This window comes from Enterococcus sp. H57, from assembly GCF_003112495.1.
GTDB lineage: Bacteria > Bacillota > Bacilli > Lactobacillales > Enterococcaceae > Enterococcus_B > Enterococcus_B faecium.
In genome coordinates, this window is the sequence record NZ_BEHC01000078.1 from 1,011 (window position 1) to 27,403 (window position 26,393).

Sequence of the window (26,393 nt, forward strand, 5' to 3'; positions counted from 1 at the left end):
TAACATTACTATTTTATCGAATGATTTTATAGTTTTCAATATAATTATGTACTTCCCCTCAAAAATGAAGGGCTATTTTTTTATTTAGAGTTATAACGTTGTTTTTTTAGAGACTGATAATCTTTTGAAATTCTCACAAACTGAATAAACATCACCTCAATCAAATATATTTTTAATCAATAAAAAACCGCATATTACATACGGTTTTTTCGTTATTTTATTTAGTCATCAAATCTGATGAAGCTTATTCTTTCCTCATCAGATACCAACTTTGCAAAATTTACTACTGGAAGAATGTAGGTTGGAAATTGATTTGTGTTTGCCGTTAAAAATGTTATATATGATCGAAGATAAGGATACAGAATTGCTAATGCATTGCTACCTAAAAGACTTTTTAATTGAGATTTTTCTTCCTTTTCAAACTCATGAGAAAATATTCCTCTTATAACAACTTCTAAAAAGAAAGGTGTATTATTTATATATTTAATATCATCTTCTTTATTTAATATAACTTTAATTTTTACATATCCTTTATCATCTTTTATTCCTACTTCAGCACTAATATCTTCTTCAATCACTAATCCATACTCTTCATGAGGTTTTTCAAAGTTTGGGTTTGATCGATAATTTGAACTTTCTATAATATAATCCTTAAAAATTATTGAAGCCATTAAGCAGCCTCCTGTGTCACTATACCATATTCAAATTCAGATTCTTTCTTAACTTCAGAATATTGTACTTCATCTACCTTAATAATTGAATTTTCTTTTGTTACTAGTAGATTAATACTCTCAAGTGATGCTTCTGATAACTTGAAAATTTCAAAATTTGATTCTCGTCTGTCTATTTCGACATCATAAACTAGTTCTGTTAAAGCATCGATTGCTTCCTGAGGTAACCAGCTATCTAATTCTAGGATACTTTCATCTAAAACAATTTTATTGTAAGTCATAATTTTACCTCCTTACATAATTCCCAACATATAGATTTGTTACATCTCAAACATAATTCTTTTCCGTTTGGAAAATTAGAAATATTGCGGTCTTCATTGTAATACGGAGTATAGCTTTCTCCCATAACAGCATCTATTTCATTTTTATATTTATGCTGAATCAAAAACTCAATAATTATACCGTCTAAATTCGCTCTTTTCTTACTTCCACTTTCTTTCACAGATATTTTATAGTTGTAATATATACGCTCAAATATCTTTTCTCTCAATTCTATAAATATATCACTGGTTTTTTTATCTCCAAAATCAAGACATCTTATATCATCATTTATATTTATTTCTAACACCGATGAAGGTCTGTCTTTAAAAACACTAGCATATTTACGTGCGCATTTTATACCATCATAGTGCTCATTACTTAAGAACATATAAATACCTGAACCAAAATCATTAGGCATTTTTTGACGATCCTGAATCTTGAAATCTCCAGTTATTACAAATTTATCAATATTAAAATTTTTTGATTCAATAATTTTTGTGGCACAATCTTTACTTGTTCCATGATATCCTATCATAAATATAATTCCACCAATTGAGTAATATTAACAATAAAAAAGTGTACAAAAAAATTTTTGTAGTAAAACTTACGCTCAATACCTTACAAACCAACTATAGCATTTTAGATTCATGAACGTCAATCAAATTAGCTAATTTTGTTAACAATTTTGTTAACTTATCTGACAGTAGATCAATAGTAAAAGTGCCTGTATATAAGGAAAAAACTGTATTTTTACTATCTAAATTCGTAAACATTTTTGCTTACAAATTAGCTAACAATATTAGCAACTATATTGAAAACTATATGTACTGCCCCTCAACGAGGGGCTATTTTTTATCGTTTCGGAATATTTAAATACCAAAGCTTGTCATGAAAATCTTGTACTCCACCTTTAGTATTTCCTGTTGGATCATTTGTAGCACGCATCATAACGTATACTTTCTTGTTAGGAAAATTACGCATATTGAAAGAAACATGATAACCAACATTTCCTAAAGTATTATAAGCTTGATTTACGTCTGGTCTATAAATCCCATCAGCTCTTGCTCTAGCTAGTTCTTTCCCAGTATTATAGTCCATGATAAAAATGTACTCGTATTTATAATTAGCAATGTGCCATCCAGCCACATGTAAGTTTGCGTTTTCGATTTCTCCGAACTGATCAATGTGAGAATGATTCGTTCCATCTGTTAAAGTCGGATTAGCTGCACCAGCTCGTGTTGGATCAATGACAGGCTTGTTTTCAGAAGTTGTCGGATTTTCATCGATAAATCCATGAGCTAAATCATATGCTAATTTTTCTTTACTTACGCCCATTTCAGAAAGATAACCGTAAGGATCTATATGATCGCCCCAAATATTTTGCGTTACCCATAAATGCGATTTGATTCCTGGTTGGTTATAAGGAGTATCCAATGTTAATGGAATACCATATTTTATTGCTGAATCTCTAGCCAATTCAACATATGCTTTATAGTTCTTTTCAAAAGTTGCTTTATCATGTGTGTGTTGTAACTCAATCTGCACAGGACTGTTGGCATTAGCATATGAACCAGCCCCATACTGCACATAACCAGGTTGACCGACTTGATAAACAATTCCGCCGTCTCCCACAATATAAGCAGTATAAGCGCTAGTCCATGAACGTTGCATATACTGCGCTTCATTGCGTCCTGTTGCTGTTTCATTAGCCGTTTCATGCAGTAAAATGTACTGATTATTTGCTACTTGTGAGCTACCTTCGTTTGGGCCCAAATTAAATTCATTGTTAATCGTATAGGCAAATCCATTAATTGGCAATAAAAAAAGAGCCATTAATAGGCTCATCGCAGTAATAGTAATTTTCTTTTTCATTTGTTTCCTCCTATTTTTTCAAATTATAAGCCGACACACCAGTGATAACACCTAAAAATGTTGCTACTGCATTGATAGTCAGCACTGTCATATCTGTTCCATTCCATCCATAGGCTTTGCCTAACGTGGCTACTAACACAGAAGCGGCTGGCAATACTGTTAAAACTGTCCATTTAATGACTTGATAATACTTATCGGGTAAAATCATTTCTTCTTAACTCCTTTCTTTTTACCTAGATCTTTCTCTAAATAAAGTTTTAATTTGTTGTGTGTGTTCTACCAATTTTTCTGTATGTGTATCTAGTCTTTCATCGTGTTTCTTTAGTTCTTCATGAATAGTAATGCGATCAGATTTGCTGGCTTCTAAATCTCTATTTAACAGATCCAAGCTGTGACTAAGTTTGGTTAAGTTTTCTGCTATTTTCGTAAAATTACTCATTACTGGCCGGACAACAAATGCAACTAAGCCAATAATTGTCATTACCCATCCAGCCCACGTCGCTAATTCTCCCACATTTAACATGCTTCACCTTCTTTTCCGAAAAATATAAAAAGAGACTGCTATTTAGCAATCTCTTCTGCCCAAAGTATCATTTTCATACCCATTAGGCTCACTTTCCTTTTCATTTTTTTAGTTTGGGACCAACAAAAAAGACAACCAGCGATTAAGCTGATTGCCATAAAATTTACCAACAATTTGTTTTAAAAAAATTGGCAACTTTAGATCCGATTACAAAATTGCCAGCAGGATTTGGGTGTGTGCCATCCGTTCCCGAGAAAAACTGAGTGCGACTGTACTTATTAAAACCAAGCTCATGATAATTATCTAAAAACGGTAATTTGTACTCAATTGCCACCTCGCGCATTGCTTGTACAAAATCCGTAAGCTTTCGATTTCGGATAAGCCTTGTGTCGCTGTCATCCAAAAAAGTTCCGTCAGAATTCAGCCAAAAACGATAAGTCGGCGACGTCAATACGATTTGTATTTTAGGATTAATTTGATACAGATTTTCAACCGAGTATCTTAAAGCGCCTTTGTAGGTCGTTAAATCATATGGATCATTCGGATTATCCAAATTGATCTGATAGCTACCGGCTATATGTGTCCAGTCGTTAGTGCCGTACTCTATTGTAGCGATATCAACTTTTTCAAAATCTATTGATTTGGCCCGATTATAAGCGGGTCTAAAATAAGCAGGCAAAGTGTTTCCTGCACCTAACGCAGCTTCTTGAGCCGTCCAATCGGCATTAGCTATTGAGTAGGATAGCGCGTGCATACCAAACGCATCGTATTGAGACTGTTCCTCGCCGTTAACCGTACCTTCTGCACGTTTGGCCATCATGCATCCGCCAAAACCTAAATTGTGGACTGTCGCCCCTAATTTACTAGCAATAACAGTGGATATATCATTTGGAGCTGGCGTATTCCCGTAAATACTATCACCAAAATTAACTATTACTTTGTCTTTAAAAGTATTGGCCATTTCTGACTCTAAATTAACTATACGCTTATCTAAACTATCAATATTTCCGGACGCTGCCAATCTTAAAACAGGCATGACACCTGATGCTAATGATGTAACGCTAATAAAGTAGGCATTTTCTGGCGCTGAGACTTGATAACCAATAAATGTTTTATCAGCACCGCGATCTAAATCTGTTAAAAACGTACCGTCCTGTTTCCAAAAAATGCAAGCAGAAAGCGCATCCGCATCTACCGTTGTATCCAGACTCCACGTTTGACCTTCAACGCATTCCGACACGATAGTTCGGTAGCCACTATGAGGGGTTAAACTATTAATACTTGATGATGCATATGTCAAAAACCCGGTTTTAACTTCTAAGTCTCGGGTATCATAAATTAACAAGCGGTCCTTTACATTTTTAATTTCTGCTTCCATATTCGGAATATTTTTTAGTGTCATTAATCTTAAAGTAGGAACTATTCCGGAAGATAGCGACGTCGTAGAAACATAAAAGGCTTTGTCAGGGATGGAAAATTGGAAATTTTTATATGTTTTACCTGTGGTGCGTTCCAGGTCACTTAAAAATGTCCCATCCGCTTTCCAGAAAATGACAGCAGATGTCCCAGAAGTATCTACCTTCGTATCACAACTCCAAACTTGACCCGGTTCACATTCCGACACTACGGTTTTATATAAGGAATTCACATTTAACGTGTTTACATTCGTACTTGCATACGTTAAAAATCCGGTTTGTACTTCTAAGTCTTGGTTAACAAACTCTGCTAGATTATTTTTTAAATCGTTGCTTAGATCTGCTAATGGGACACTGCCATCAATAATATTAGCAATTCCGCTTACCGAATCTTTTCCAACTATCGCTACTTTATCTCCAGAGATCTGTTCTCGTACGTCTTGGGCTATCATACCCCAAGTGACTTGACCAGCGCCGCCTTTATCAACTTTATTAGCAGCAAGCTCATCAATTTTTTGATTTGAGTTTGCCAGATCTGTTTTGTCTGCTTTGCTTATTTCGAGCTGATTAACTACCGTTTTATCCGCTTTTTTAGTTTCCAATGTGTCGATATCCGTCCGAAGTGCAAACGGTTCTAGCTTATCTTCAATTTCAGCCTTATTATAAACATCAGCGTTATTAAAAATTTCCGTTTGCTCGTCAATTCGTCGCTCTAACTCTTGCATTTTAGCAGTCGAACCAGCCTCAAATTCGCTCCATCCTTGCCAAAAATCCTCGGTGAATTCCGTTAGGTTTGTGTCAATATCGGATACCCCCATGTTGATATAAAAATACCCAACGTGCATCGTTTGATTATTTGAAAAATTGATATATAGCCCGCATCGAATCTGCCCCTGATATCCTAAAAACTCTCGTGGGATAACGAAAGAGACGATTCCCTTCAGAGGATCAACAATTTCAGGAGTATAGATCAATTTTTGATTTTGATTATTGAGTTTGACGGCAGAAAGTCGGATTTCTGTTCCGTTGGGTAAATCAAGCGGCTTGCCTTCCATCAAAATATGGATCAGCTGGAGGCCGCTATTCTCATCATACGAAAAATACTGAATGTCTTTAGCTTGAATAGCTTCCCCGACTGGACTGATCTCAATCGAAATCTCATTTGTTTTAAAAATCTTGTTATCTTCGTTCATCCTGCGAACACCTGCCCACCATAAGTTTTAGATTCCATCGTGGTACCGCTGATCGAAGCGCCAGTGGCACGATAAATAGTTGATCCTTCTGATCGATATACTATATTGTTTTCTGTTCCTGAAACGGTGTTTGAAATTCTCACGCCCGTTCCTTCAGCTAATGTTTGATTAACATAATCCTTTTGCAGTTGAAAAAGCATTTTAGCTGTTCCTCGATCATGCGACCAAAAAACAACATTCGTCCTATTTGGACTAGTGGCTTCTGCTTGAATCACAATGATCGATTCATTCATTTTATAAACCATTAACTTAACACCTGCCCATTATTGATAATCAAACCTCTGCCAATAATTTTATTTTCAATTGTCGCAAATCCTGCAGCTAGCTTGGCATATCTAGCAGTTGCTGCATCAACGTACACCCCAATGTTATTGCCTGAACCCTTCAAGTCGCCCACACTAAACTCTGATAGCAGACGAACTTGCACAGCTATGTCTTGATTAATGAATGTTGTTGAACCATACATATTCATCTTAGAAGTCCCACCTACGTATACAGCGTTATATGCCAATGATTTAGTATTCTCCGCAAATTTACACTGACTAATAGCCATATAGCCACTCTGTTCATTGACAATTCCATACTGTCTTCCTTGAAAAAGTGGAGAATTTGCAGTGTCAACGATCTGCATTCCAACGATTTGACAATAGCCAGTGCACGTTGCGAACATAATACTTCTAACTTTAACTGGACAATCAGATACTTGAGGGTCTAATGTTCTGGTATCGTTTAAAGGACGTATGACAAACGATCTAAACGTTAAACCGTTGACAATTACGTCTTCCAAATACACCCCATCACTAATCCAAATGGTGACAGATGAAGTAGTAATGAGCGGAACTGAATTAACTGCAGTTTGGATCGTGAGAAATGGTTTCTCTTGGGATCCATCTCCAGTCTGGTCGTTTCCATCTTTTGAAACATAAATATTGATGGGCTCGTTATACCCTCCAATGATTTGTTGGACTGCTTTGTTTAATTGCTCCACTTGTGCTTTTTGACTAGCGGCATTTGTAATTAATTCACTAATTTGTTCATCTGTTAGGTTTTCATGTTCTACCAATCTGCCGTGTAACGTAGGAAAGGTTTCTCCTCTATTATTTACCCGTGCATCCACTACTTCGTTTGGCGAATCCCCGCCCGAGTTGATTACGAGATTATCAATACGACTGTTCGTTGATTTGTCTTGATCAGACAATTTCTTTTCAAGATCATTGAGATAGTCAATATTTTTATTAAATTTCTCTTTCCATTCTGCAGAAATACGATTACTAATTAATTTTAATAACCCCATCAAATCACTCCTTTCTGTGCCATTTCAGCGAGTATCGACGTCATTGTTTTCTTTGTGTTACTCAATGTGATTTCTGGTGGCTTATTTGGTATTGCTGGATACGTCTTGATTCCTACCACTTGAATGTACGTATTGATATTCAAAGGTTCATAAATGAATGGAACGTGATCACCTTTGTTGGGACTGATTTTCCATTTCAAGGTTACGGATCCCGAAATACTTGGATAGTCTTGCAAGTCTGTCTTTAACCGCTCGAGCATGTTCCCTGATACGGTATACCGCTCGTCTTTAACAGGATCTTGTATCCTGATTCCCCACTTCTGTGATTCAGGACTTGTGTAAGTGATAGGAGTAAATCTATAGTCACTATCTTTAGGATTCTCAGTATTTGCGCCATCCTTCAACTTTCCATAACCTTTGATTTGCGTCTTCAAAGAATACGTATCAATATCGAATGACACTTCATCTGTATTGTATTTATAGCGAATCTGTTCTTCCGTCCGCTGGCCGTACTCACTAGCAGGATAGAACGTTAGATGTTTATTATTCGGAATCACGACTGCATTATAGTCAGACAGAATCTCATTGATCAGCTTCAAGTAATTCGCATTGCCGAAGTTTTCTTGTTCGACTGTAAGAAATTTCTTATTTGGATCAATGACTTCCCATGTAAAGCCGCGACTACCTGCACTAAATACATGCGTGAGTAACTGACTAATAGATCTCGCACCAGTTACTGTGTTGTACTGATAGCCATCTTGAACGGTATAATAGATATGTGTCGCAACTACTTGTTTCGTTAACAACTGTCCAAGTGCTTTGCGAGTCATTTCTTTGATTACAAATTCCTGTCCGTTGTAGAAAACAGAAGACTCGTATTCGACTAAATCAAATACTTCTTGATTCAAAGAATTGCTGGTAACGGTAAAGCCGATCTCCCACGTTTCATTTTGTTGCCAATTTTCATAAAAAGAACCCTTGTCATAGTCGACAAGGATTTCTTCTTTGGTTTGTTCATAATTTCGAATAATTAAATCAGTCACTCAATCACCTACTTATATAAGAAACGGAAATCCCATGAAGATTTCACGCGAGTAATATTTTGGATCTCGATTTCATTGACTCCCTCAACCAAATTGATCAGACCGTGATTCGTATTGATTCCACAACTTACACCGTTCAATTTTGGAATCACGCCATCCAAGACTAATGTCTGTCCGAGATTCGTAGAAAGTGCTGGATAGTAAATAAATCGATCGCCAGTTGTTTTATTGAAAATCGTCACATTTCCTTCTGATTCTCCTTCTAATGCGATCCGCAGATAATGTTCACGTGGATCAATTTCAAAGCTTCCAGCATTGTAAATAATGAAGTGACTAGTCTGATGCGTATACTTGTAATCTTCCGCCACTAGACCTTGCGAGAACTGCCATTCTTCCTCTAGGTTAAAATCAGACAAAGTAGTGGTGATGGATTCAGCACTCCCTGATGGAATATTAAAGGTTATTTCTATCGTAGAATAATCGTTCTCTTCCTCAGTAATTTCGAAATTTGTTGGATTTACTTTAAATCTTTTCCCTGGGCTTAAATCATAGGAAATGTAATATTGATAACCAACAAAAATTAGCTCATAGAACTCTGTTAATAGCAGTTCTTTATCATGCTTATTTTTGTAAAAGATATCAAAAGTCAGCACTAATTCAAAAGGACGAAAACTAGCATTAGATTCTCTGCTACCGTTCGTCCCTTCAAAATCTTCGTAATTCACTTCATACACTGGTGCTTGACGTTTGATTTCTTTACATACAATTTTTTCTTTTCTTTGCGGATCAAACAACTTCCCATTTTGATTGAACTGTAATTTGTAAAACAATTATCAAACACCTCCATTCGTATATCGAAGTTTATTCAAATCAGAGCCCATATAATGATTAGCAGCTTGCCCAATGTCAGAAGACTTGAGACTTAAATCTTTTCCAAGAATCGCTCTAAGAATCATCATTAACTCATTATGCTGTTTTTGTTGCTGTTTAATCAAAGTTACAAGCTCTGCTGAATTATCAGCTGTATTTGCAGTGTTGGAGCCTTTCTTGTCATCGCCAGAAAGGAAAGCTAATGCTTGACCCATCAATTCAATAGCTCTTGTTTTTCTTGTCAATGGAATAACCATTTCTGGTTTATTTCCTTCTCCTGCTCGATATAGTCCGTCTTTGGTAATTAATCCGCCATTGGCATATCCATGTCCTTTCCCGATAACTTGCAACATACCTGCAACTCCGTAACGTTTCTTAGCATAATTGATTGCTGCTAACATGTTATCAAATCCGTTCATAATATTTCCGTGACCAGGAAAAGCGTTAGCTGCAAAAGTTCCGGGTTTCGTTTGAAGTAATCCTGTTGCATTGCCTTCAGCGAGTCCATCATTGCCGCCGATTGCTTTCTCATTACCACCAGATTCCGTTTGGATTTGGGACATCCAGGCATTTATATAAGCTGCTGTAGCTGGTAATCCATTCATTTTCAATGCTTTAGACACATAAGAACGCCAGCGTGCAACACCACTTCCTCCAACTCCTCCATTGAATATATCGCCAGACCCCATCGAACCGTTTAAATGAATATGATCGAAGTGATCGCCATCTGGCCAATTCGTCCATTGTCCGCTTGACCTTGTTCCAGATAATCCCATGCGGTCACGTACACGTCCATTCGTAATGACATACGCAATTTTTGAAGGGAATTTTTCAAAAGCGTAATTTGCTGCTGCTGTATATCTCGGATCTCCAGAAATACCTAGATAAGCCAAGTCGATAGCTTGCCGTTTTCCGTGATAGTAGGCATCTCCTGCTCGATATCCAGAAGTTACTGTAAGTCCGGGGAACTTACCCATTACTTTCTGTGCCACATCAACTAAATATTGATAAACACCATTGGCATTTACTGCACCATCAAAATTGCCATGAGTGAAGAATTCACTTAATTTTGATTGAAGCATTGTATTTGCAGCTTTGGACATTAATGACGTTCCTGATTTAGTCATATCAAGCCATGGTTCATTAATGCCTGAAAAATCAACTTTGCTAGTTAAGAATTCTAACATTCTTTTTTCATCATCTAACAAATCAACAATATCTAAATTGCCAATACCTTTTTCGTAGTGTGGAATATTTAAACGTTCCTTTAATTTCTTTGTTAAAGAAGCATTTAAGACCTGAGCACCTTTAGGCAAATTAACAAGAAGATCTCTACCTTTGGCAATAAAACTACGTCCATCTGGCATCTGAACATATTCTTCGTGAACTAGGCCTTTTTGATCATTAATCATAGCAAGTCCACCAGGATGTCCATCAGTTCCCTTAGCGTATTGTGGAATTGGCCAGTTTCCGATATTCTTACTTGATTCGACTTCCTTAAGCACATAGTTAACTCCCGATATGACGCCATTAACTCCTTTGCCTATACCACCAACCATTGTATTAGCGACATTGTTCATTGTAGTAGAAAGAGAATTACCTAACGAATTCATTCCGTTTATTAAAGATTGCAACAAGAATGTCCCTGCATTGTAAAAACCACCACTTTTAGAACGAAGGTTGTTAATCGAATCGTTACCAAGCTGATTTACACGGGCTATGAATGATCCATACAATGAATTCCAACCATTAAGATTATTTTGCTGCCACGTTCGGCCATTGTTGTACATAGGAGTGTTGTAGTTTCTAAGCGTGACCATTGCTTGATTACAAAATGAATTGATTGTAGCAATAAAGGTCCCAGTTAAACTATTCCATCCATTCAGTAAGTTCTTATTCCATGTTGCTCCTTGCGTATAATTAGGATTGTTTTGAAGTTTTAGCGCATTGAGATAGTTTGTAATAAAAACCATTTCACTATTCATATATTGAGGAACCGCTGAGTTCCAACCATTCATTAGATTAGTTAACCATTGAGCTCCAATTCCTAGATACTGATCTGATTTTTCAGAAAGACTGTCCGGAATAATCGGATCGGCAACTTTTGTTTCATCTGATAGTTTAGTATCTTTAGCATCAGTCGTTCCTGCCATCAGTTGAGTTCTCAATACCGTCGTTAGCTCGTTAATAGCTAAAATTAAAGCATCTAAGTTTAGCGTAGATGAAACCGTCGTTATGTTTCCTATACCATCAGCATATTTAGGCACTAGACGTTTAGTTTTAGTGGCGTTCAGTACTTTCGAACCTCTTGGTAAGTCTAAAACGACATTACGTCCTTTAGGTATAAAAGTTTCTCCGCTTGGCAAGGTTATAAGCTCTTCATAAGTAGGCCCTTTTTGATCGTTTACCATAGCTGCTCCGCCAGGATGGAAGTTTGTTCCTTTCGCATTTTTCGGCATAGGACCTATAAAGTCAGCTGATACAGTTTTAGTAATTTTATCTGGTATTTTTGTTTGGAAGATGTTGAACGCTTCAAATGCATCTTTAGCAGCTTGTGAAGCCTCATCGTGTCCTACTGCAGTTTTATCACTAGGAAAAATATTTTTGTTGTAATTCTCTATAGAGCTTTTAGCCCCACTGATTGCCTCTTTTAAATTAACGTTATCTCCATATAGAGTTTTAAGAAGTGGCATAACTTTGTTATATTCTTCTACACTTACAGTCCCGTCTTTCACTTTAGCCAGTAAATCAATATTATTACCAAGCAAGTTTTTAACTGTGTCTGGAATTGCTTTCCATGCATTCCATGATTCTTCTGAAGCGAATATTTTGTTTGCTAAGTCAGTATTGTCAGCTAACATATATTTTTGATTATCTGGTAATTGAGTCCATCTTCCGTATATTTCTTCTGAAGATAAAACAGTGGTAGCTAAATCTTCGTTATCTGCAAGTAATCTTTTCTCATTATCAGGAAGGTTTACCCATTGATTCCACATTCTGTCAGATGATAAAAGAACCTCTGTAAATTTAGTATTATTAGCCGAAAGAAACTTTGCATTAGATGATAACTGATTCCAACGTTTAAACATTTCTTCGGAATTAAAAAGTTTTGTAGAAAAATCTGAGTTATCTAATAACAATTCTTTTGTGGGGTTATCTAATTGAGCCCAACTATTTAATTTTTCTTCTGATCCATCGATAGCATCGTATACTTTATACGCATTCAAATCTAAATCTTTCACTTGAAGTTTGTAAGTATCCCATAATCCCAAATTCATGAGAGTTTCACCCATAACTTCAGGAGTATTTGAAGTTAGGATTGCTTCTTTAGAAGGAATATCTAACTCATTCCATTTACCAGCATTTTCTAAAGCCTTGTATACATTTTTAGAACACTCATCTTCTAATAATGCTTCTTTTTCTTTCCATTCCATATCATCCCAATAGCCATTTTGTACTGCCGCTATGGAAATGACATCTTTTGCATTCGTTGTTAGTTTCGCATCATGAACAACAGGTTTCAATTCATTCCATTTAGTGAAATCCTTCGTTGCTTCATTCACTACTTCTTGTACATTAGTTTTTACTTTTCCTGTTTTTTCGTCTAAAACTAAGCCATTCCAAGTTGATCCAGCATGCGTAGCCTCATCAGCTACCATACCAAGTTGTTCTGCATTTTTTTCGGCATTATCTGCTATTTCATCCGATGTTTTCTTCGCTTGGGCTAAAATCTTTTCATTACTTTCGAGAAAAACTTTTGTATACTGACCAGTATTGTCCATAGCAGCTGCCGTTTTGCTAAATAATTGACCATTTGATAAACTCACTTCGTTAATCAATTGTGGATATTTATTTGTTATAGCAGCTATTTGGCTATCGAATCCTTGATTTGTAGTTTTGATGTAATCATTCATTTCATCTTCTAATGCATCAATGAATTCTTTGCTTACTCCCTTTTCCTTTAAAGCCGCCTTTTTTTCTTCAAGCATTTGTCTATAATTTTCGGTAGTTGCAGCTTTTTGTTTCGCTAAAGATTGTAACCACGTCTTCGCTTCTTCTTCTGTAGCTTGTGCAACATCACCATTCATGGCTGATAGTATCTTTTTTCTGTCTTTAGCAGAAACATCGAGCGTATCCACATACGCTTGAGAAGTTCCTTTCATTAGATCCTGTATCTGTTGTAGTTCTGAAACAGTCAAGTCTCTGTTCTGATTTGCGGCTCTTTCTCTGATTTTTTTTATTTCTTCATTGTTGTCTTTTATTTTAGAAAGAGATTGCCCTAAGGTTTCTTCTTCTGATTCAGCTACTTCTTTCATGGCATCCTGAACTGATTGAGGTAGCCCTTTTAGTGCATCGTCTAATGCCTTTATTCTACCCGTTAAAGATGTTTCCAAAGATGTTCCAGCGGTTGCGAAATTAGCCGCCATATTATTTGCATCATCAACAGTAAAACCCTCTTTGAGAAGACCGAATTGACCATTTGCACCTTCAATATTCTTCTGTACTCCGTCAAGAGTACTATCTATCTCCTCACCGACATCTGTTCCCCATTGCTTTACTCTTTGCGAGGAATTCCAAGCTTCTTCACCAAATAATTTCCATGCTCCATAGCCAACTGCCAGTGCGCCACCAACGCCAACAATACCAAGTAGAGCAGGACCTAACAAACCTAGTGACGTTGTCATTGCGCCTATTCCGCTGGCGCCCGCAGCAGTACTTGCAGCACTAGCTGTTTTTCCCATCATAGGGACTAACCCGCCAATACCTCCAGCTCCTGCTGTCTTTGCAGCTGCAGCACCAGCTGTTGTTACCGACGATGCAAAGGCATCCATAGCCTTCTTTTCTGCTGCTTTCGCTGCTAAATCAACAAGGCTTTTCGTCAATCTTCCAGTAGTTGAAGTAACTTTACCTATTACTGAAGTACCAGTTCCTAAAAGCTTCAGCGCTGGACCAGCTGCTGCTGCTAATCCAACCCATTTGATAATGTTTCTTTGTTGATCATCACTCATAGCTGAGAAAGCTTTCGCCATATTCCCTAAGTTTTTTATCAATGGTTTCGATACATTTAGACCATCACGCAACGCGTCTACAAATGGACCTCCAAGATCGATTGCTGTATCAATCACTTCGTTTTTCAATATCTTTAGCTTTGATTCAGTTGTTTCGTATCTTTTATTAGCTTCATTTGTTAAAGCTGTATTTTGTTTCCACGCGCCGTTTCCTTTTTCAATTGCTCCTTTGAATATGTCACTAGCATTTGCAGCTCTCAATAAACTGTCGCGTAGTCGAACTTCTTTTATATCCATGTCATCCAGAACTTTGATTGCTGAAGTACCATGTTTTTCTGAATCTTTCAGCCCTTGAATGAACTTGATGATTGCTTCTGAAGGATCACTCTTGAACAACTTCTGGAATTGTTCACTTGTAACACCTGCCACATTCGCAAAATTTTCAAGCGAACTTTTCGAATTGTCCGCTTCTTTATACATTTTCTTTAAATCAGATGAAGTGAATCCCATTTGCTCTGATACTGCTTTTAACGATTTTCCACCGTCTCTCACAGCATTTACTAAATTAACCCACGGAACACCTTGTTCTTCTGCCATCTGTTTCAGCTGATCAAAAGCGCCAAATCCTTTTTCTACAGCTAGTTGCATCTGGATCATGACCTTCGAAAAGGCAGACCCACCCGCTTCAGCTTCGACACCAACAGAAGATAGAGCAGTAGCAAATCCTAGAATTTCGCCTTGGCTCATTCCAATCTGTTTACCAGCTCCCGCTAACCGCAATCCCATTTCAGTGATTTCTGATTCGGTTGTAGCAAAATTGTTACCTAGATCAACAATGACTGATCCTAATTTATCAAAGTCTTTTTGAGACATTTGGGTAATATTAGCAAATCGTGCTAAAGAAGTTGCCGCAGTTTCAGCCGACATATTAGTCGATTCACCCATGTCTATCATCGTTTTAGTGAAGCTAACTACGTTTTCAGTCTTTATACCTAATTGCCCGGCTGCTTCGGCTACATTTGCTATTTCTTGATGGCTACCAGGTAATTGGGTGGCAAGATTACGCAGACCTTTCTCTAAGTCGCTATAGGAATAAACTACGTTTCCATTCGAGTCTACAACTTCATCATTTGTCTTTTTTACACCTGCAAAAGCACTTTCCCATGAAATAGCTGCACTAGTAACAGCAGTTGCGCCTGCCACTATTGGAGCTGTTACTCCAACAGTTAGGGCAGATCCTATCCCAGAAACTCCTTTACCAAAGGCTTCAATTTTTTTCCCAGAATTAATCAATACATCAGAATTAGCCTTTAGTTTCCCCGTAAACCCTTCCGTTTCCACTTTCATCCGAGCAATCTGTCCAACAGTTGTTTTCATCTGAGATTCGTAACTTGCTGATCTAGCTGTTGCTTGATTCAATTGATTAGCGTATTTAGCAGTCGAAGCAGTAGCGTTTCCGTTAGAGTCAAAACTATCCTTATAAGCCTTAGTGAGCAATTCTACTTGCTTTTCATTTGCTTGTAGAACTCCGCCTAAACCATTGTATTTTGCTTGTAAAGCACCGAGAGAATTTCCTGAAGAGTTCATTACTTGCATCTGTGATTTCATTGCTTTCATTTGATGGTTAACAGCGTTTTTAGCTCCGGCTAGACCTTTTGAAAAAGCTGAACTGTCTAAGTCTAGTTTGATAATCATATTGCCTAAAGGTTTTCCATTTGCCATATGTTTACCTCCTCTCTACATGGATTTCAAGAAGTCTTTAAGATCAACTTCTTTTTGTTTCTCTTTCTTAGGCGAAGTGCACGCAATTTTCATCATCATTTCAAAGGAATTATCTTCTATGTCAGATAGTGACCATCCCGCTTTCACTAACTCTCTGCATAGGTTTAAGTACATTTCTTCTGCTTCTTCGGGTGTTACTTTTTTGCGTCTGGGTCTGGATTACTTTCAATCCCCATTACTTCTCCTAGGATGTCGTCCAATGTGCTCATTACCTTCTCAGATGGTAAGCCATCAAGAATTTGTTCAGCTGTCAATTTGCTATCCCTGAAGATACCTACAGCAAAATCCAAATAAATGTCTAAACGATTCCAAATCATTACTCCGTCTTCATTTAGCTTTTTGATTGTTTCTAAAGCTTTTCGATAATCTTTCCCTGTTGTGTCTATGTTTTCATAGACTTTCTTTCCTGATTCTTCTTTCAATTCAATTCTTACTTTTGCCATTTAGATTCCTCCATTATTTTCCAAATAAAAAAGCTAGTCCGAAGACTAGCCCGCTGCTTTTTCAATAACTGTAATAGTACATTTTGCTACTTTACCGCCATCCGTAGTAGTAAATGAAACTTCTGTAGTTCCGCCAACTTCAGCGTCTGTTTTTACTGTAACGTTGCCTCCAGTAACCGTAGCTACAGCTGTATTCGAACTGCTCCAGCTTCCTGTTTTGTCTGTTGCATTTGCTGGTGTTACAGTAGGAGTTAATTTTAAGGTTCCGCCTTGTTCAACTTCAGCTGTCGTTTTATCCAACGTCACACCAGTAACTGAAATTGGAAGAGTGGTGAATGCAGGAATATCTACTTTTACTGATTCTTGACCTCCGACCACACGCGTAGCTTGATAATCTCCTTTAGCAACTTGAGTATTTGCTGCAATTCCAGTAATAGAAAGTGGACTTTCACCCTCTGCGACTTTTGTAAATTCAGTACCATTTTTTTTATAGATTTTAAATGTATCTGGCATAGTTATCCTCCTAACTTAATTCAACTGTTGCCCCATTAATAGTGGGAGTGATTGCTCCAACAACGGGGCTAGTTACTCCCCCGCTGCAGGAAATACCATCTCTTTCAAAGCAGTAATAGAAGCTTCTTCGTCTCCAACATATTTTGCGACTGTTTGGCCTTTAGCATCACCTTCAACATCATTGGCAATCGCTGAAAATACATATTCTTCTGCTTCTGGTTCGAAAGCTTCATTTGTCGTAGTGTTAAGATTAATAGATTCACGACTGAATTTTCCTTTGAACATCGCAAGCATTGCTGTATCACCGTTCAAATCCTCCGATTCCATCAAAATTGCACAATATGGTGGCTCAGTATCTTCTCCCAAGAAGCTGATTTTGTTTGTATCGGTTTTGTAACCAAGAATTTTGTCATTTACTTCTGTTGGTAAATCTAACAATCCAAAAGTAGCTGAAACATCGCCTGTTCCTTTTTGAGAGACATAGTAAGCGATGTTCGATCCGTAAACTTTTGATGGTTCTTTTGATAGCCCACTGATTTCAGCAGATACAGTTGCTCCTTCGTCTTGTTTGCCTTCAATTACATATAGATTTGCTGCTGGAATCTTCCCTGTGCTGTCAAAGACCCCGATTGTCATTTTTTTGAATCCTACTAAAGTCATAAAATTTTCCTCCTAATTTTGGGTAATAAAAAAAAGACACGTTATTTTCGTGTCTTAATTTCTAATATTTGGTATCGTAAATTTTTGTATTTCCTTCGTAACGACGCGCGTCTACAAAGCGTTTTGTTTCAGAAAAGTATTCATCTAACCCTTGCCCGGAAATTTGGCCAAAGCCTAGTTTTTTCATCTCTTTTTTTATCTCATATTGAATCTGCTTACATGTTGCTCTATATTTCGATTCAACGTCAATCTGTATCATATGCTCCACAGAAAGCTCTTTGTTACTTCCGTGGTACGCTTCGTTAGGTGTATCTACAGGACGAATTGTGATCATTGGACCTGTTTTATCGGCGGTTTCAGGTTGCTCATAAAATTTAATACGGTATTGCTCGGTATTCTCGTTGTAGGTCATTGAATGAATATACTCATTCAAACAAAGAGCCTCATAAATGATATTAAGCATATCTTTCATAAACTCTTTTTAACCTCCTCCCCTACAGCATCAAAGTACAACGGCTCGGAATTCTTAAGCGATTTTGTTATTACACCAAATCCTCTCGGTCTAATTTGTTTGCCTTTTCGTGTATAGCCCCATTCATTCAAATGAATGATTCTATATCGTTGATGTGGACCATTCCAACCGATTTCAGCTTCTGCCTTGTAATCTCTATACGTAGCGTTCTTGCGAACAACCTCATCGATCGTATAACCTTTGTCTTTAAAAACGGTCATGTCCGTTTGCAACTGTTTTTCTACTTTTTCAGCGCCAACATTGATTGCTTTTTTTGTTAATGTCTTAGTTTTCTTTTCTCCAAACTTTTTCTCTAAAGCTTGGATTGTTTCTTGAACGCCTTCAAACTTTGCGTTACTCATCGTTTATCACCGCTAATAAAAGTGTGACAAACTCATTCGAGGCTAAATCATGTCGTACTTCCACGATATTCCATCTGAGTCCGGAGTATCGGTAATCAATTATTTCTGCGAAATCTTTATTGTCCGGAGTATACTTTTTTCTCGGATCACGCATCACCAGAGTGACAGCCAACTTACTATCTAATCCATTCAAAACTTCAAGGTCCTTCATTGATGGATCGTATATTTCAGCTCTTGTTTTATACAATATTTTTTCCTCATCATTACCGGGTTCAGGCCCATTTGAAGGTTTATATTGATAAAAGAAAACTTTTGTATTTAATTTTCTTGTACTAGACCTTTTCAGTGAACTCACCTTCTTTGAATACTTTATAACTCGCTTTGAGTTGAAGAATAAGAGAGTTGAACCCTAGGTCATACTCTCTTAAACCCCCAGTTGCATTCGCTGTTTCAATGGTAGCTGAGCGTGCATGATAGTAATGATCCGTCAGCATCAAGATAGAAAGGTTTAAAAGATCTGTGTAATCGTTGTCTGTTTCATAAAAAGAAGGCTTATCTTGTCCGATAGCTCCTTTGATGTATGCAATAGCAGCTGCCGCAGATCGTTTAATACCGGTATTATCGTCAGAAAAATCTTCACGAATCGCCTCTTTGATTTCTTCTAAATCTTGTTCATTTTTAGGATCTAGAATCATGAATACACCGCCTAACTAAGTTCGATAGTTGCCCCATCTGCAGTCGGGGTCACTTTCCCGACGACTGCCGGGGCTACACTTTTTTTATCGTAGCTAGACGGAATGCTGACGCTAGTTTGATTTGATGATCGAACCATGCTGTGACAACAAACAAATTAACACCTGTTTTCACGTCTTTATCTTGTTCGTACGTCGCACCGATATCGTAGTTAAAGTGTGAGTATGAAAAATCTCCGATAACAGGGGTAACAGCAGCATCAGTAAAGATTACTGGTTTACCTAAAATTTGTTCAGGTTGTGCTGTATAAAGAGTGGCACTTCCGTTAGCTAGGGTTTCGATGATATTTAAATAATCGGCATATTTCATCATGATTTTTGCATTTTCACGATAGTCTTCGTGTAGATCAGCAATAGCAGCTTTAATTGCTTTGTATAAATCTTCACCTTCGACTTTTTTAATGTTTACTTCCGTTTCGTCATAAAAACTCATATGTTCTTCGCCAGTTTTAGGAGTTGTAGCAAACGCAACTTTACGCTCTTTTGCAGCTACACCAGACTGTAAATTACGCTCTACGGTTGAAACTAAATTCGTATTTGTTCCAGCTAAGATAGTTTCAGAAATACCAGTAAAAACTTTAAACTTATGACGTCCAAAAGCTACTGTATCCCCTTTTGCTTTCAGTTCTTTTGCTGTCTCCATATCTGCAATAAAATCATCATCATCCAATGTGAAAGAAACTTTTGGAATTTCTAGATTAGGAATATTTGTGATAGCTGAAACATCTCTTAATGGATTTTTTACAATCGGTTCAGAGATAATGTCGGTAGCTACTGTTTTAGGTAAGAATTTCCCACCTTTTGATGCATCATCATCGCCTAATACTTGTAAAACATCTGATGGAACAGCTTCTTTTGCAATGGTTTTGCGAATCAATTCTGCTTTTGCATCAATTACTTTTTGTTTAGGATTTTCAGAAGTAGTAAATTGTCCTTTTGACAAATTAGCCTTTTGTTCTGCTTCCATTTGGTCGTGTTGAGTTTTGATAATATCGAAACGTTGCTGTAAATCATCTTTTGATTTTTGCATTTGAACTAACTCTTCAGCGCTCGTCCCTGGATCTGTTGCTTTTTGCATAATCGTATCGTTTTGTTTTTGAATTTGCTGTCCTAATGTAGCTAAATCTTGTTTTAATTCATACAGTGTTTTCATTTATAATCCTCCTAGAATTGTGCCTATCAAGGCTTTGTTTTGTTTTGCATGTTTAACGATTTTTTCTATTTTTTCTTGGTCTCTCGAGTCTTCTTGTCTAGAGTCCAAAAGTTTTTCTGGAACTTTTTGATACGTTTCAAACAGTTTTTGACTGATTGAAGCTGCAACTTGATTAGCTGACTCAACCACATCGCAAAGACCGTAATTGTATGCTTCTTGAGCAGACATCCAAGTTTCTTCGTCCATAATTTGTTTTATTTTTTCTTCTGTTAACTTTTCACCAGCTTTTGCTAAATACGTAACTACAGAAGATTCAGCTATTTTGTCCAAATCATCTGCTTGTTTACGTAGCGCTTTGGCATTTCCCATTGAAATTGTCCAAGGATTGTGGATCATTAACATGCTGTTCTCAGGCATAATGACTTCATCACAGCTTGCTACAATCACACTGGCAATTGATGCCGCTAAAGCATCCACATGAGCTACAACACGTGCTTTGTGCTGTCGCAACATATTTCCAATTGCAATTCCTTCAAAAACAGAACCACCTGGTGAATTTATGTGAAGATTAATCTGGCTAACTTCTCCAAGCTCCTTCAAATCTTTTTGAAAACTTGCTGCAGTAGTGTCTGTGTCGTCCCATTTGAAGGAGACAATTTCTCCAAATATAAAAACATCTGCTTCATTTTGATTAGCAGACTGTTTGCATTCCCAAAACTTTTTCATTTCAACCCTCCTTTCAAGGCAAAATAAAAAAGACCTAACTATTTTTAGTTACGTCTGTTTCACTAGATTTATTCGATTTTCTTAATGTTGGATCCATTTCTTGCGGATACATATCACCTGAAATCCATAGATCAGCAGCTTTTCCACCTCGTGGAGGCATTTCTTCTAACATTCTTGCCTCGTCAGGAGACATCCAACCATCGCGTATTCCGCCATGGTAAAACTTTTGACGTGCATCACTGTCTCCACGAAGTAATCCCATCATGTTAAATTTAAAATAATAACCTTTTATTCTTTCGTTTTTTTGAAGTATTTTCTTATTAAACTCTCTTTCATATTGCTTCACAATCGGAGTAAGTGTCATATTAACAAATAGTTGCATCAACTGTTCATTTGATGAGAAGCTGCTACTGTCAGAGTTCAAGAAAATACTAGGGACGTTATAGACATTAGCAATACGGTCTCGAGTAATTTCTTCAGTGATCTTCATATCAGTTGCTACAAAGTTCCGTTTCATTTCTTCAATAGCCACACCTGGTTCTTGAAAGAGCACGCCACCGTTTTCTTCATAGAAACGTCTAAAATCTTCCACTACGGCTTTTCTTTTTTCTTCATCAACGCTAGTGGCATAAGTTAAAATGAATGAATCTCGTAAGGATTGCATTTCTTTTAAAGAAAATTCACGAACCGCTTTATCAAAATCATTTGAATTTTTCAATACTTGGATTGGACTTATTCCCTTCCAATTACCATTTCCCGCTATATGTCGTACATGAATAACATCAGTATTATGAAAATAAAAAGTTTTACCATCGTTATTCACTTGGTACCATAATTCTTTACTATCCTGTTCAATTACTGGCTCAACATAGTTTGGATTGAAAGGGACCAATGTATCAAATTGCCCTCTAAAATCTCTAATAATCAAAGCATAGCCGTTTCCATTTGTATTCCTGCTAACTTCAAGTACATTAATTATTTGGTCCAAAGTTTGATTTTTGTTAGGAAAATATATTAATCGGTCCATAGACTCATCAAATTGTTGATCGTAATTCAGATATTTTTTGAATGGTAGACTAGACAATGTATTACTTAAACGAGATACGACCGAAAAAATATTTTCATTGGTTTCAAGAGTTGAATTTTCTATTCCAAAAAAAGTTTTACCAAACCAAGCCTTGAAATTACTACTAGTTGAGTAATCTTTTATAATTGCCTGTTTGATAAATTTTGGAGTTACTCTATTAACCACTTTTTGAAACTTATTCATTATTTACCTCCCCTCATCATTTCTCTGACGCTTATAAAACCAATGGTTCCGCTCTGTTTAGATTTTGTAGCAAACATTTCAACTACGCTGACATGACTATTCAATACAGCGGCAAAACCATCTATTTTCCTATTCTTCGATTGCTTTGTCGGCATCCAATTATTGTTACGATCTTGAACTAGCTTCACGTTAGAAAGATACCACCTAAAAATTTTCTGTTGGTTATAAATTACTTTTCCGTCTAAAAAGCGTTCTTTCAAATCTTTCATCGGACCACCAAGAGTAGTGAAGCCCTGAATAGCCTCTTCCATCACAAACCCGTAGTCAATCATTTGCCGATTCAAAATCAAACTGTTTCTCCTGTCATATCTGATTTTCAGTATTTTATATTTTTTTGATTGTTCAACAAACCAGTCAAAAACAAACTGGTAATCGACATAACTGCCTGGTGTCACAGTTAGATCACCTGATTTTATCCAAGTATCCAACCGTTGTTTATTATTGTCGTTGTTATATCTCTCTTGCGAAATCCAACTATGTTCTAGAACTGCTATTTCTCCAGTTTCGTAAATAGGAAACTCTAAATTAGCCGACGTGAAATCTTGTGTTTCTGATAAATCATATCCTCCAACACATTCTTCACCTTCCATCATTTCCCAATCAATTATTTTGTTATTCTTATTGATTGTCTGCATATCCAGAAACGATAGTTCGTCTATGTCAGAAAATAGATTGAACTGCTTAGTGATCCAGTCCGCTCGTTCCTGGGGACTATTACGTTCTGTTTTCCAATCAGTTACCAAATCAACAAATGACATTAATCCGATATTTGGATTAGCTTTGATCCAGTTTCTTGGATCATCCGCTTCAGAAACATCATCTAGCTTTGCTACAAAATAAAAAACCCGTTCATCTAGCCCATCTTCGAGATGTTCTAAACAATCGAGTGCATTGTCATAATATTGCATAAGCGGCCCATCAAGAACATAACCAGCTGTAGTTATATAAACGATCAGCGGTTGTCTTCGTGTACCACGAGATTTTTTTATTACATTGATCAATTTGAAATTAATGAATTCATGAATTTCATCAAAAATCGCAAAATGAGTGTTTAAGCCATCCAGCTTTTTACTATCAGACGCTCGAGCTTCCATTTTAGAGAAAGTAGCCTCATCTTTAATTAAGGATCTTTGCGGCTTATATTTTTTATCCAAACGCGGCGATTGTTTCACCATTTCTTTGGTTTTATCGAACAAAATAGAGGCTTGATCTTTTGCATTAGCCAACACATAGACATTGGCACCTTGTTCATGATCATATCCAAGCATGTAAGCAGATAGCCCACTGATAAGAGATGTCTTTCCATTTTTACGACCAACGAATGTCAAAGCTTCACGAAAACGCCGAATTCCTGTGTCTTTATGAATCCATCCGAACATCGAACCGATGATAAAATGTTGCCATGGTTGCAAAATAAATCGGTCAAAGTCACCTTCAGTCGGGCGGCAATTATCTTCAATAAAACGAATGGGACGATGTCCAATTTCTTCATCGAAAATCCACGGAAATTCTTCTGTTCCTTGCCGTTCTAAATCTAATACATGACGTTTAGCAGCAAGAATGTTTTCTTTGCTCGCAGGTATAGATCCATCAATCAATCGTTCAGCATACCAAGTGGTTAAAAGCTCAGGATATGGTTCTAATAAGATGCCTCCCCATGAAGCTTGTTCTTCTTTGTAATCAGCCCACCATTTTTCAAGTTCTGAATATGATAATGACATCAAGTCCATTCATCATCATCCTCGCTTTGAGCCATTTTTATAGCTAATTTAGCTCTAGCTGAAGGCGATAATCCCAAGTCACTTCCAAAAGACCGCATGTTTTTTGAACAAGTATCCAATTGTTTGATCAGTGGATTGCCAATATCTTCTGGATAATCTCTTTGCACTCTGGCTGCTTGATTTTGCAGTTTTAAATGTTCTGAGTACCAATAGCAATACATAGCCAGTGGATAAACATCACCGTTCGTAATTAAATCTATCTCAAGCAATTCTTCTTTCAAGAAATCAAACGCTTTTGTTGCAGATTCATTCAGCCATTCAGGAGCTCTGATATTGTCACTTTTCATTTGCAAGCGTCCTTCAGCATCTGCACGTTTCTTTAATTCTTTAGTATTTTTTTTATTAGGATTTTTTTGTAACAATTGCAATTTAGCACTTTTAGCTGGTTGTGGCATCTTATCACCTTCTTTCTATTTTATTAATTGCAAAATATTGTTATATTTAACCTGGAGGGTTCGTTTATGAATATAATTATGATCATAATAAAATTTATTGAAGAAAATATTCCTATCCTTATTTCTATGTTTTCAGTTTACTTGGTTTTAAAAAGAGATAGTAAATCAAATCCTAACATTACTATTTTGTGGACAAATTATCATTGGAAGTTGAGCCAAGATGAAGCTATTTTAAAATGGGCAAAAAAAGATAATGGAAGTTACTCTGAGAATGGTGTACCACTTTTTTCATTAAATTACGTTTGTCAAAATGTGGGGCCAGAACCAGCTAATTGGGGTTTTTTTTATCATATAGACTTTGAAAATAAATCCATTTACTCTTCAAGACCATTTTTTCTTATACAACCTGGGGAAAAATTTTCAATAAAATTCACATCAATTGTAAAAAAACATACAGTTACATTAGATTCCGAACTTATACAATGGAATTTTTTTAAAATGTACTTAAAAATGACCGGGAAATTAGATAGGCATAATACAGCAACTGTTCTTATCTACTCAGATTTTATAAATCAAAAAAACATTTTCATACTAGATAAACACAATTTAGAAAAATTTCGTAAAAGCTCAAATCCGCTCAATTTATTTCACCCTATTCAGATGTGGTTATCTTACTTTTGCAATAAACAGGCTCGTTTACAAGATAATACTTATGAAAAGAGGGCACATTCTCTAATGACAAGTACTGTATTTCTTTATGAGGATATTAAGAACAAGTTTGATACTGTAATTAGAATTGATTCACCCGAAAAAGATCCTAGAAATATAAAATCTACAAGAAAAGAAGAAAATAGAATAAATTCTAAAATAAATAATTATATTTAAAAAACTTGAAAAGCGGTATTTGTGTAAAGGAGGGAGCTCACCGGTCTTGGCCCCCTCCTATTTCTACTTTTCTCAGTAGGGGGGCTACTTTACTTCGGTGTAATCAATACTCAACCTCAATCCGTTTGTTCTTAATACATCTATTTCAGGTAGATTCAAGGATTTATCAAAATATCCTTCCTCTAAAATGATAGTTCCTTTACTTACTCTATTTTTAAACTCTTCCAGCTGCTCTATTACCTTTTTTAACCATTCCACTTGTTGTATTTCGGCGTCTTTAATTGTTGTGCTGCTAACATCCACTTGTTTATTCTCTTGTGGCATAGAACTTCACTACCTTTCTCCTCGTCTTAACTTTCTTTTCTCCTCCTGATCGCTCAGGATGTTCTTTGTTATGGCATGCAAGACAAACAAGCTCTAGGTTATTAATGTCCCAGAACTTAGTTATATCTTCTCTTGCTTCAATTATGTGATGGACAACTATCCCTCTTGTGACTATCCCTCGACGTTGACACTCTTGGCATACACCAAAGTCTCTTGCTATAACTAGTTCTCTAAGCTTCCTCCACTTGTTCGTCTTATAGAGTTTGTCTATCTCGTCTCTAGGTCTAGCTTCTTTCATTTACATATCTCTCTTGTGCCCAATGATTTTTCTATCTAAGTACTTGTTATTAGGTGAATCATAATACTCAATAGTGATGTCGTTAACTCCTCTGGGCACTTGGTACTCATCGTCTGGATAGGCTACAATTAACTAGACAGAAAAATTAAGGTGTGTAGACTAGAAGAAAACATACCAGGAGGAATTTTTATGTCTAAGAGAACACGA

At 36.6% G+C, this 26,393-nt stretch carries 27 protein-coding genes; 1 reads left to right on the forward strand and 26 read right to left on the reverse strand.

Going from position 1 to position 26,393, the window contains the following annotated elements:
• Nucleotides 1-221 precede the first annotated feature (221 nt).
• The 24 genes from DIZ30_RS12630 to DIZ30_RS12745 form a co-directional block, all read right to left on the reverse strand.
• Nucleotides 222-671, reverse strand: coding sequence for a protein-export chaperone SecB (locus tag DIZ30_RS12630; RefSeq protein WP_109023266.1), 450 nt, complete (start codon nt 669-671; stop codon nt 222-224).
• Complete coding sequence (locus DIZ30_RS12635) at nt 671-952, reverse strand: hypothetical protein (protein WP_109023267.1); 282 nt, start codon at nt 950-952, stop codon at nt 671-673. Before DIZ30_RS12635 ends, DIZ30_RS12630 begins: the two co-directional genes overlap by 1 nt.
• Nucleotides 949-1,527 (reverse strand): hypothetical protein, encoded by a 579-nt coding sequence (locus DIZ30_RS12640; RefSeq protein WP_109023268.1) that lies wholly within the window; start codon nt 1,525-1,527, stop codon nt 949-951. The genes DIZ30_RS12635 and DIZ30_RS12640 overlap by 4 nt, the downstream gene beginning before the upstream one ends.
• A 317-nt stretch (nt 1,528-1,844) precedes the next feature.
• On the reverse strand, nt 1,845-2,864 hold the full coding sequence (locus tag DIZ30_RS12645; RefSeq protein WP_109023269.1) for an N-acetylmuramoyl-L-alanine amidase: 1,020 nt from the start codon (nt 2,862-2,864) through the stop codon (nt 1,845-1,847).
• 10 nt (nt 2,865-2,874) lie between these two features.
• On the reverse strand, nt 2,875-3,072 hold the full coding sequence (locus tag DIZ30_RS12650) for a phage holin (protein WP_002302122.1): 198 nt from the start codon (nt 3,070-3,072) through the stop codon (nt 2,875-2,877).
• A 21-nt stretch (nt 3,073-3,093) separates the two neighbouring features.
• On the reverse strand, nt 3,094-3,387 hold the full coding sequence (locus tag DIZ30_RS12655; RefSeq protein WP_109023270.1) for a hypothetical protein: 294 nt from the start codon (nt 3,385-3,387) through the stop codon (nt 3,094-3,096).
• A 163-nt stretch (nt 3,388-3,550) separates the two neighbouring features.
• Nucleotides 3,551-5,995 (reverse strand): BppU family phage baseplate upper protein, encoded by a 2,445-nt coding sequence (locus DIZ30_RS12660; RefSeq protein WP_109023271.1) that lies wholly within the window; start codon nt 5,993-5,995, stop codon nt 3,551-3,553.
• Nucleotides 5,992-6,300 (reverse strand): BppU family phage baseplate upper protein, encoded by a 309-nt coding sequence (locus tag DIZ30_RS13875; RefSeq protein ID WP_109023272.1) that lies wholly within the window; start codon nt 6,298-6,300, stop codon nt 5,992-5,994. The genes DIZ30_RS12660 and DIZ30_RS13875 overlap by 4 nt, the downstream gene beginning before the upstream one ends.
• Nucleotides 6,300-7,349, reverse strand: coding sequence for a hypothetical protein (locus tag DIZ30_RS12670; RefSeq protein WP_109023273.1), 1,050 nt, complete (start codon nt 7,347-7,349; stop codon nt 6,300-6,302). The genes DIZ30_RS13875 and DIZ30_RS12670 overlap by 1 nt, the downstream gene beginning before the upstream one ends.
• Nucleotides 7,349-8,392: a phage tail protein gene (locus tag DIZ30_RS12675; protein WP_109023274.1), complete on the reverse strand. Its 1,044-nt coding sequence runs from the start codon at nt 8,390-8,392 to the stop codon at nt 7,349-7,351. The genes DIZ30_RS12670 and DIZ30_RS12675 overlap by 1 nt, the downstream gene beginning before the upstream one ends.
• An 8-nt stretch (nt 8,393-8,400) precedes the next feature.
• Nucleotides 8,401-9,222, reverse strand: coding sequence for a phage tail domain-containing protein (locus tag DIZ30_RS12680; RefSeq protein ID WP_109023275.1), 822 nt, complete (start codon nt 9,220-9,222; stop codon nt 8,401-8,403).
• Between the two features lie 3 nt (nt 9,223-9,225).
• Nucleotides 9,226-15,993 (reverse strand): phage tail tape measure protein, encoded by a 6,768-nt coding sequence (locus tag DIZ30_RS12685; RefSeq protein WP_109023276.1) that lies wholly within the window; start codon nt 15,991-15,993, stop codon nt 9,226-9,228.
• 194 nt (nt 15,994-16,187) lie between these two features.
• Complete coding sequence (gpG, locus tag DIZ30_RS12690; RefSeq protein ID WP_002337251.1) at nt 16,188-16,496, reverse strand: phage tail assembly chaperone G; 309 nt, start codon at nt 16,494-16,496, stop codon at nt 16,188-16,190.
• A gap of 45 nt (nt 16,497-16,541) precedes the next feature.
• Nucleotides 16,542-17,009: an Ig-like domain-containing protein gene (locus DIZ30_RS12695; RefSeq protein ID WP_002371755.1), complete on the reverse strand. Its 468-nt coding sequence runs from the start codon at nt 17,007-17,009 to the stop codon at nt 16,542-16,544.
• A gap of 72 nt (nt 17,010-17,081) precedes the next feature.
• Nucleotides 17,082-17,669 (reverse strand): major tail protein, encoded by a 588-nt coding sequence (locus tag DIZ30_RS12700; RefSeq protein ID WP_002315355.1) that lies wholly within the window; start codon nt 17,667-17,669, stop codon nt 17,082-17,084.
• 61 nt (nt 17,670-17,730) lie between these two features.
• On the reverse strand, nt 17,731-18,141 hold the full coding sequence (locus DIZ30_RS12705; protein ID WP_109023277.1) for a hypothetical protein: 411 nt from the start codon (nt 18,139-18,141) through the stop codon (nt 17,731-17,733).
• On the reverse strand, nt 18,138-18,542 hold the full coding sequence (locus tag DIZ30_RS12710) for a hypothetical protein (protein ID WP_109023278.1): 405 nt from the start codon (nt 18,540-18,542) through the stop codon (nt 18,138-18,140). The genes DIZ30_RS12705 and DIZ30_RS12710 overlap by 4 nt, the downstream gene beginning before the upstream one ends.
• Nucleotides 18,535-18,789: a phage head-tail adapter protein gene (locus tag DIZ30_RS12715; RefSeq protein WP_225610375.1), complete on the reverse strand. Its 255-nt coding sequence runs from the start codon at nt 18,787-18,789 to the stop codon at nt 18,535-18,537. The genes DIZ30_RS12710 and DIZ30_RS12715 overlap by 8 nt, the downstream gene beginning before the upstream one ends.
• A gap of 85 nt (nt 18,790-18,874) precedes the next feature.
• Nucleotides 18,875-19,237, reverse strand: coding sequence for a head-tail connector protein (locus DIZ30_RS12720; RefSeq protein ID WP_065763660.1), 363 nt, complete (start codon nt 19,235-19,237; stop codon nt 18,875-18,877).
• Nucleotides 19,238-19,310: 73 nt separating this feature from the next.
• The gene (locus DIZ30_RS12725) at nt 19,311-20,447 is read right to left on the reverse strand and encodes a phage major capsid protein (protein ID WP_065763659.1); all 1,137 of its coding nucleotides are present in this window, start codon (nt 20,445-20,447) and stop codon (nt 19,311-19,313) included.
• A complete protein-coding gene (locus DIZ30_RS12730; RefSeq protein WP_109023279.1) occupies nt 20,448-21,173 on the reverse strand; it encodes a head maturation protease, ClpP-related in 726 nt (241 codons plus the stop codon).
• 34 nt (nt 21,174-21,207) lie between these two features.
• Nucleotides 21,208-22,443 carry a phage portal protein gene (locus DIZ30_RS12735; protein WP_109023280.1) on the reverse strand — a complete coding sequence of 412 codons (1,236 nt, stop codon included), beginning with the start codon at nt 22,441-22,443 and terminating at the stop codon, nt 21,208-21,210.
• Entirely contained in the window at nt 22,443-24,233 is a 1,791-nt protein-coding gene (locus DIZ30_RS12740; RefSeq protein ID WP_109023281.1) for a terminase large subunit, read from the reverse strand. The genes DIZ30_RS12735 and DIZ30_RS12740 overlap by 1 nt, the downstream gene beginning before the upstream one ends.
• Complete coding sequence (locus DIZ30_RS12745) at nt 24,224-24,679, reverse strand: phage terminase small subunit P27 family (protein ID WP_109023282.1); 456 nt, start codon at nt 24,677-24,679, stop codon at nt 24,224-24,226. Before DIZ30_RS12745 ends, DIZ30_RS12740 begins: the two co-directional genes overlap by 10 nt.
• Nucleotides 24,680-24,745: 66 nt before the next feature.
• Between DIZ30_RS12745 and DIZ30_RS12750 the strand changes: the two genes are divergently transcribed.
• Nucleotides 24,746-25,564 (forward strand): hypothetical protein, encoded by an 819-nt coding sequence (locus tag DIZ30_RS12750; protein WP_109023283.1) that lies wholly within the window; start codon nt 24,746-24,748, stop codon nt 25,562-25,564.
• Nucleotides 25,565-25,648: 84 nt separating this feature from the next.
• Here DIZ30_RS12750 and DIZ30_RS12755 read toward each other — a convergent pair whose 3' ends face one another.
• Both DIZ30_RS12755 and DIZ30_RS12760 read right to left on the reverse strand, forming a co-directional pair.
• Entirely contained in the window at nt 25,649-25,888 is a 240-nt protein-coding gene (locus tag DIZ30_RS12755; protein WP_086311086.1) for a hypothetical protein, read from the reverse strand.
• On the reverse strand, nt 25,872-26,186 hold the full coding sequence (locus tag DIZ30_RS12760; RefSeq protein ID WP_109023284.1) for an HNH endonuclease signature motif containing protein: 315 nt from the start codon (nt 26,184-26,186) through the stop codon (nt 25,872-25,874). Before DIZ30_RS12760 ends, DIZ30_RS12755 begins: the two co-directional genes overlap by 17 nt.
• Nucleotides 26,187-26,393: the final 207 nt, after the last annotated feature.

What these genes read in the sequence shown, in the direction of transcription:
- DIZ30_RS12630 (WP_109023266.1), bottom strand. Translation starts at nt 671, where the DNA reads ATGGCTTCAATAATTTTTAAGGATTATATTATAGAAAGTTCAAATTAT.
- DIZ30_RS12635 (WP_109023267.1), bottom strand. Translation starts at nt 952, where the DNA reads ATGACTTACAATAAAATTGTTTTAGATGAAAGTATCCTAGAATTAGAT.
- DIZ30_RS12640 (WP_109023268.1), bottom strand. Translation starts at nt 1,527, where the DNA reads ATGATAGGATATCATGGAACAAGTAAAGATTGTGCCACAAAAATTATT.
- DIZ30_RS12645 (WP_109023269.1), bottom strand. Translation starts at nt 2,864, where the DNA reads ATGAAAAAGAAAATTACTATTACTGCGATGAGCCTATTAATGGCTCTT.
- DIZ30_RS12650 (WP_002302122.1), bottom strand. Translation starts at nt 3,072, where the DNA reads ATGATTTTACCCGATAAGTATTATCAAGTCATTAAATGGACAGTTTTA.
- DIZ30_RS12655 (WP_109023270.1), bottom strand. Translation starts at nt 3,387, where the DNA reads ATGTTAAATGTGGGAGAATTAGCGACGTGGGCTGGATGGGTAATGACA.
- DIZ30_RS12660 (WP_109023271.1), bottom strand. Translation starts at nt 5,995, where the DNA reads ATGAACGAAGATAACAAGATTTTTAAAACAAATGAGATTTCGATTGAG.
- DIZ30_RS13875 (WP_109023272.1), bottom strand. Translation starts at nt 6,300, where the DNA reads ATGGTTTATAAAATGAATGAATCGATCATTGTGATTCAAGCAGAAGCC.
- DIZ30_RS12670 (WP_109023273.1), bottom strand. Translation starts at nt 7,349, where the DNA reads ATGGGGTTATTAAAATTAATTAGTAATCGTATTTCTGCAGAATGGAAA.
- DIZ30_RS12685 (WP_109023276.1), bottom strand. Translation starts at nt 15,993, where the DNA reads ATGGCAAATGGAAAACCTTTAGGCAATATGATTATCAAACTAGACTTA.
- gpG (WP_002337251.1), bottom strand. Translation starts at nt 16,496, where the DNA reads ATGGCAAAAGTAAGAATTGAATTGAAAGAAGAATCAGGAAAGAAAGTC.
- DIZ30_RS12695 (WP_002371755.1), bottom strand. Translation starts at nt 17,009, where the DNA reads ATGCCAGATACATTTAAAATCTATAAAAAAAATGGTACTGAATTTACA.
- DIZ30_RS12700 (WP_002315355.1), bottom strand. Translation starts at nt 17,669, where the DNA reads ATGACTTTAGTAGGATTCAAAAAAATGACAATCGGGGTCTTTGACAGC.
- DIZ30_RS12705 (WP_109023277.1), bottom strand. Translation starts at nt 18,141, where the DNA reads ATGAAAGATATGCTTAATATCATTTATGAGGCTCTTTGTTTGAATGAG.
- DIZ30_RS12710 (WP_109023278.1), bottom strand. Translation starts at nt 18,542, where the DNA reads ATGAGTAACGCAAAGTTTGAAGGCGTTCAAGAAACAATCCAAGCTTTA.
- DIZ30_RS12720 (WP_065763660.1), bottom strand. Translation starts at nt 19,237, where the DNA reads ATGATTCTAGATCCTAAAAATGAACAAGATTTAGAAGAAATCAAAGAG.
- DIZ30_RS12725 (WP_065763659.1), bottom strand. Translation starts at nt 20,447, where the DNA reads ATGAAAACACTGTATGAATTAAAACAAGATTTAGCTACATTAGGACAG.
- DIZ30_RS12730 (WP_109023279.1), bottom strand. Translation starts at nt 21,173, where the DNA reads ATGAAAAAGTTTTGGGAATGCAAACAGTCTGCTAATCAAAATGAAGCA.
- DIZ30_RS12735 (WP_109023280.1), bottom strand. Translation starts at nt 22,443, where the DNA reads ATGAATAAGTTTCAAAAAGTGGTTAATAGAGTAACTCCAAAATTTATC.
- DIZ30_RS12740 (WP_109023281.1), bottom strand. Translation starts at nt 24,233, where the DNA reads ATGGACTTGATGTCATTATCATATTCAGAACTTGAAAAATGGTGGGCT.
- DIZ30_RS12745 (WP_109023282.1), bottom strand. Translation starts at nt 24,679, where the DNA reads ATGCCACAACCAGCTAAAAGTGCTAAATTGCAATTGTTACAAAAAAAT.
- DIZ30_RS12750 (WP_109023283.1), top strand. Translation starts at nt 24,746, where the DNA reads ATGAATATAATTATGATCATAATAAAATTTATTGAAGAAAATATTCCT.
- DIZ30_RS12755 (WP_086311086.1), bottom strand. Translation starts at nt 25,888, where the DNA reads ATGCCACAAGAGAATAAACAAGTGGATGTTAGCAGCACAACAATTAAA.
- DIZ30_RS12760 (WP_109023284.1), bottom strand. Translation starts at nt 26,186, where the DNA reads ATGAAAGAAGCTAGACCTAGAGACGAGATAGACAAACTCTATAAGACG.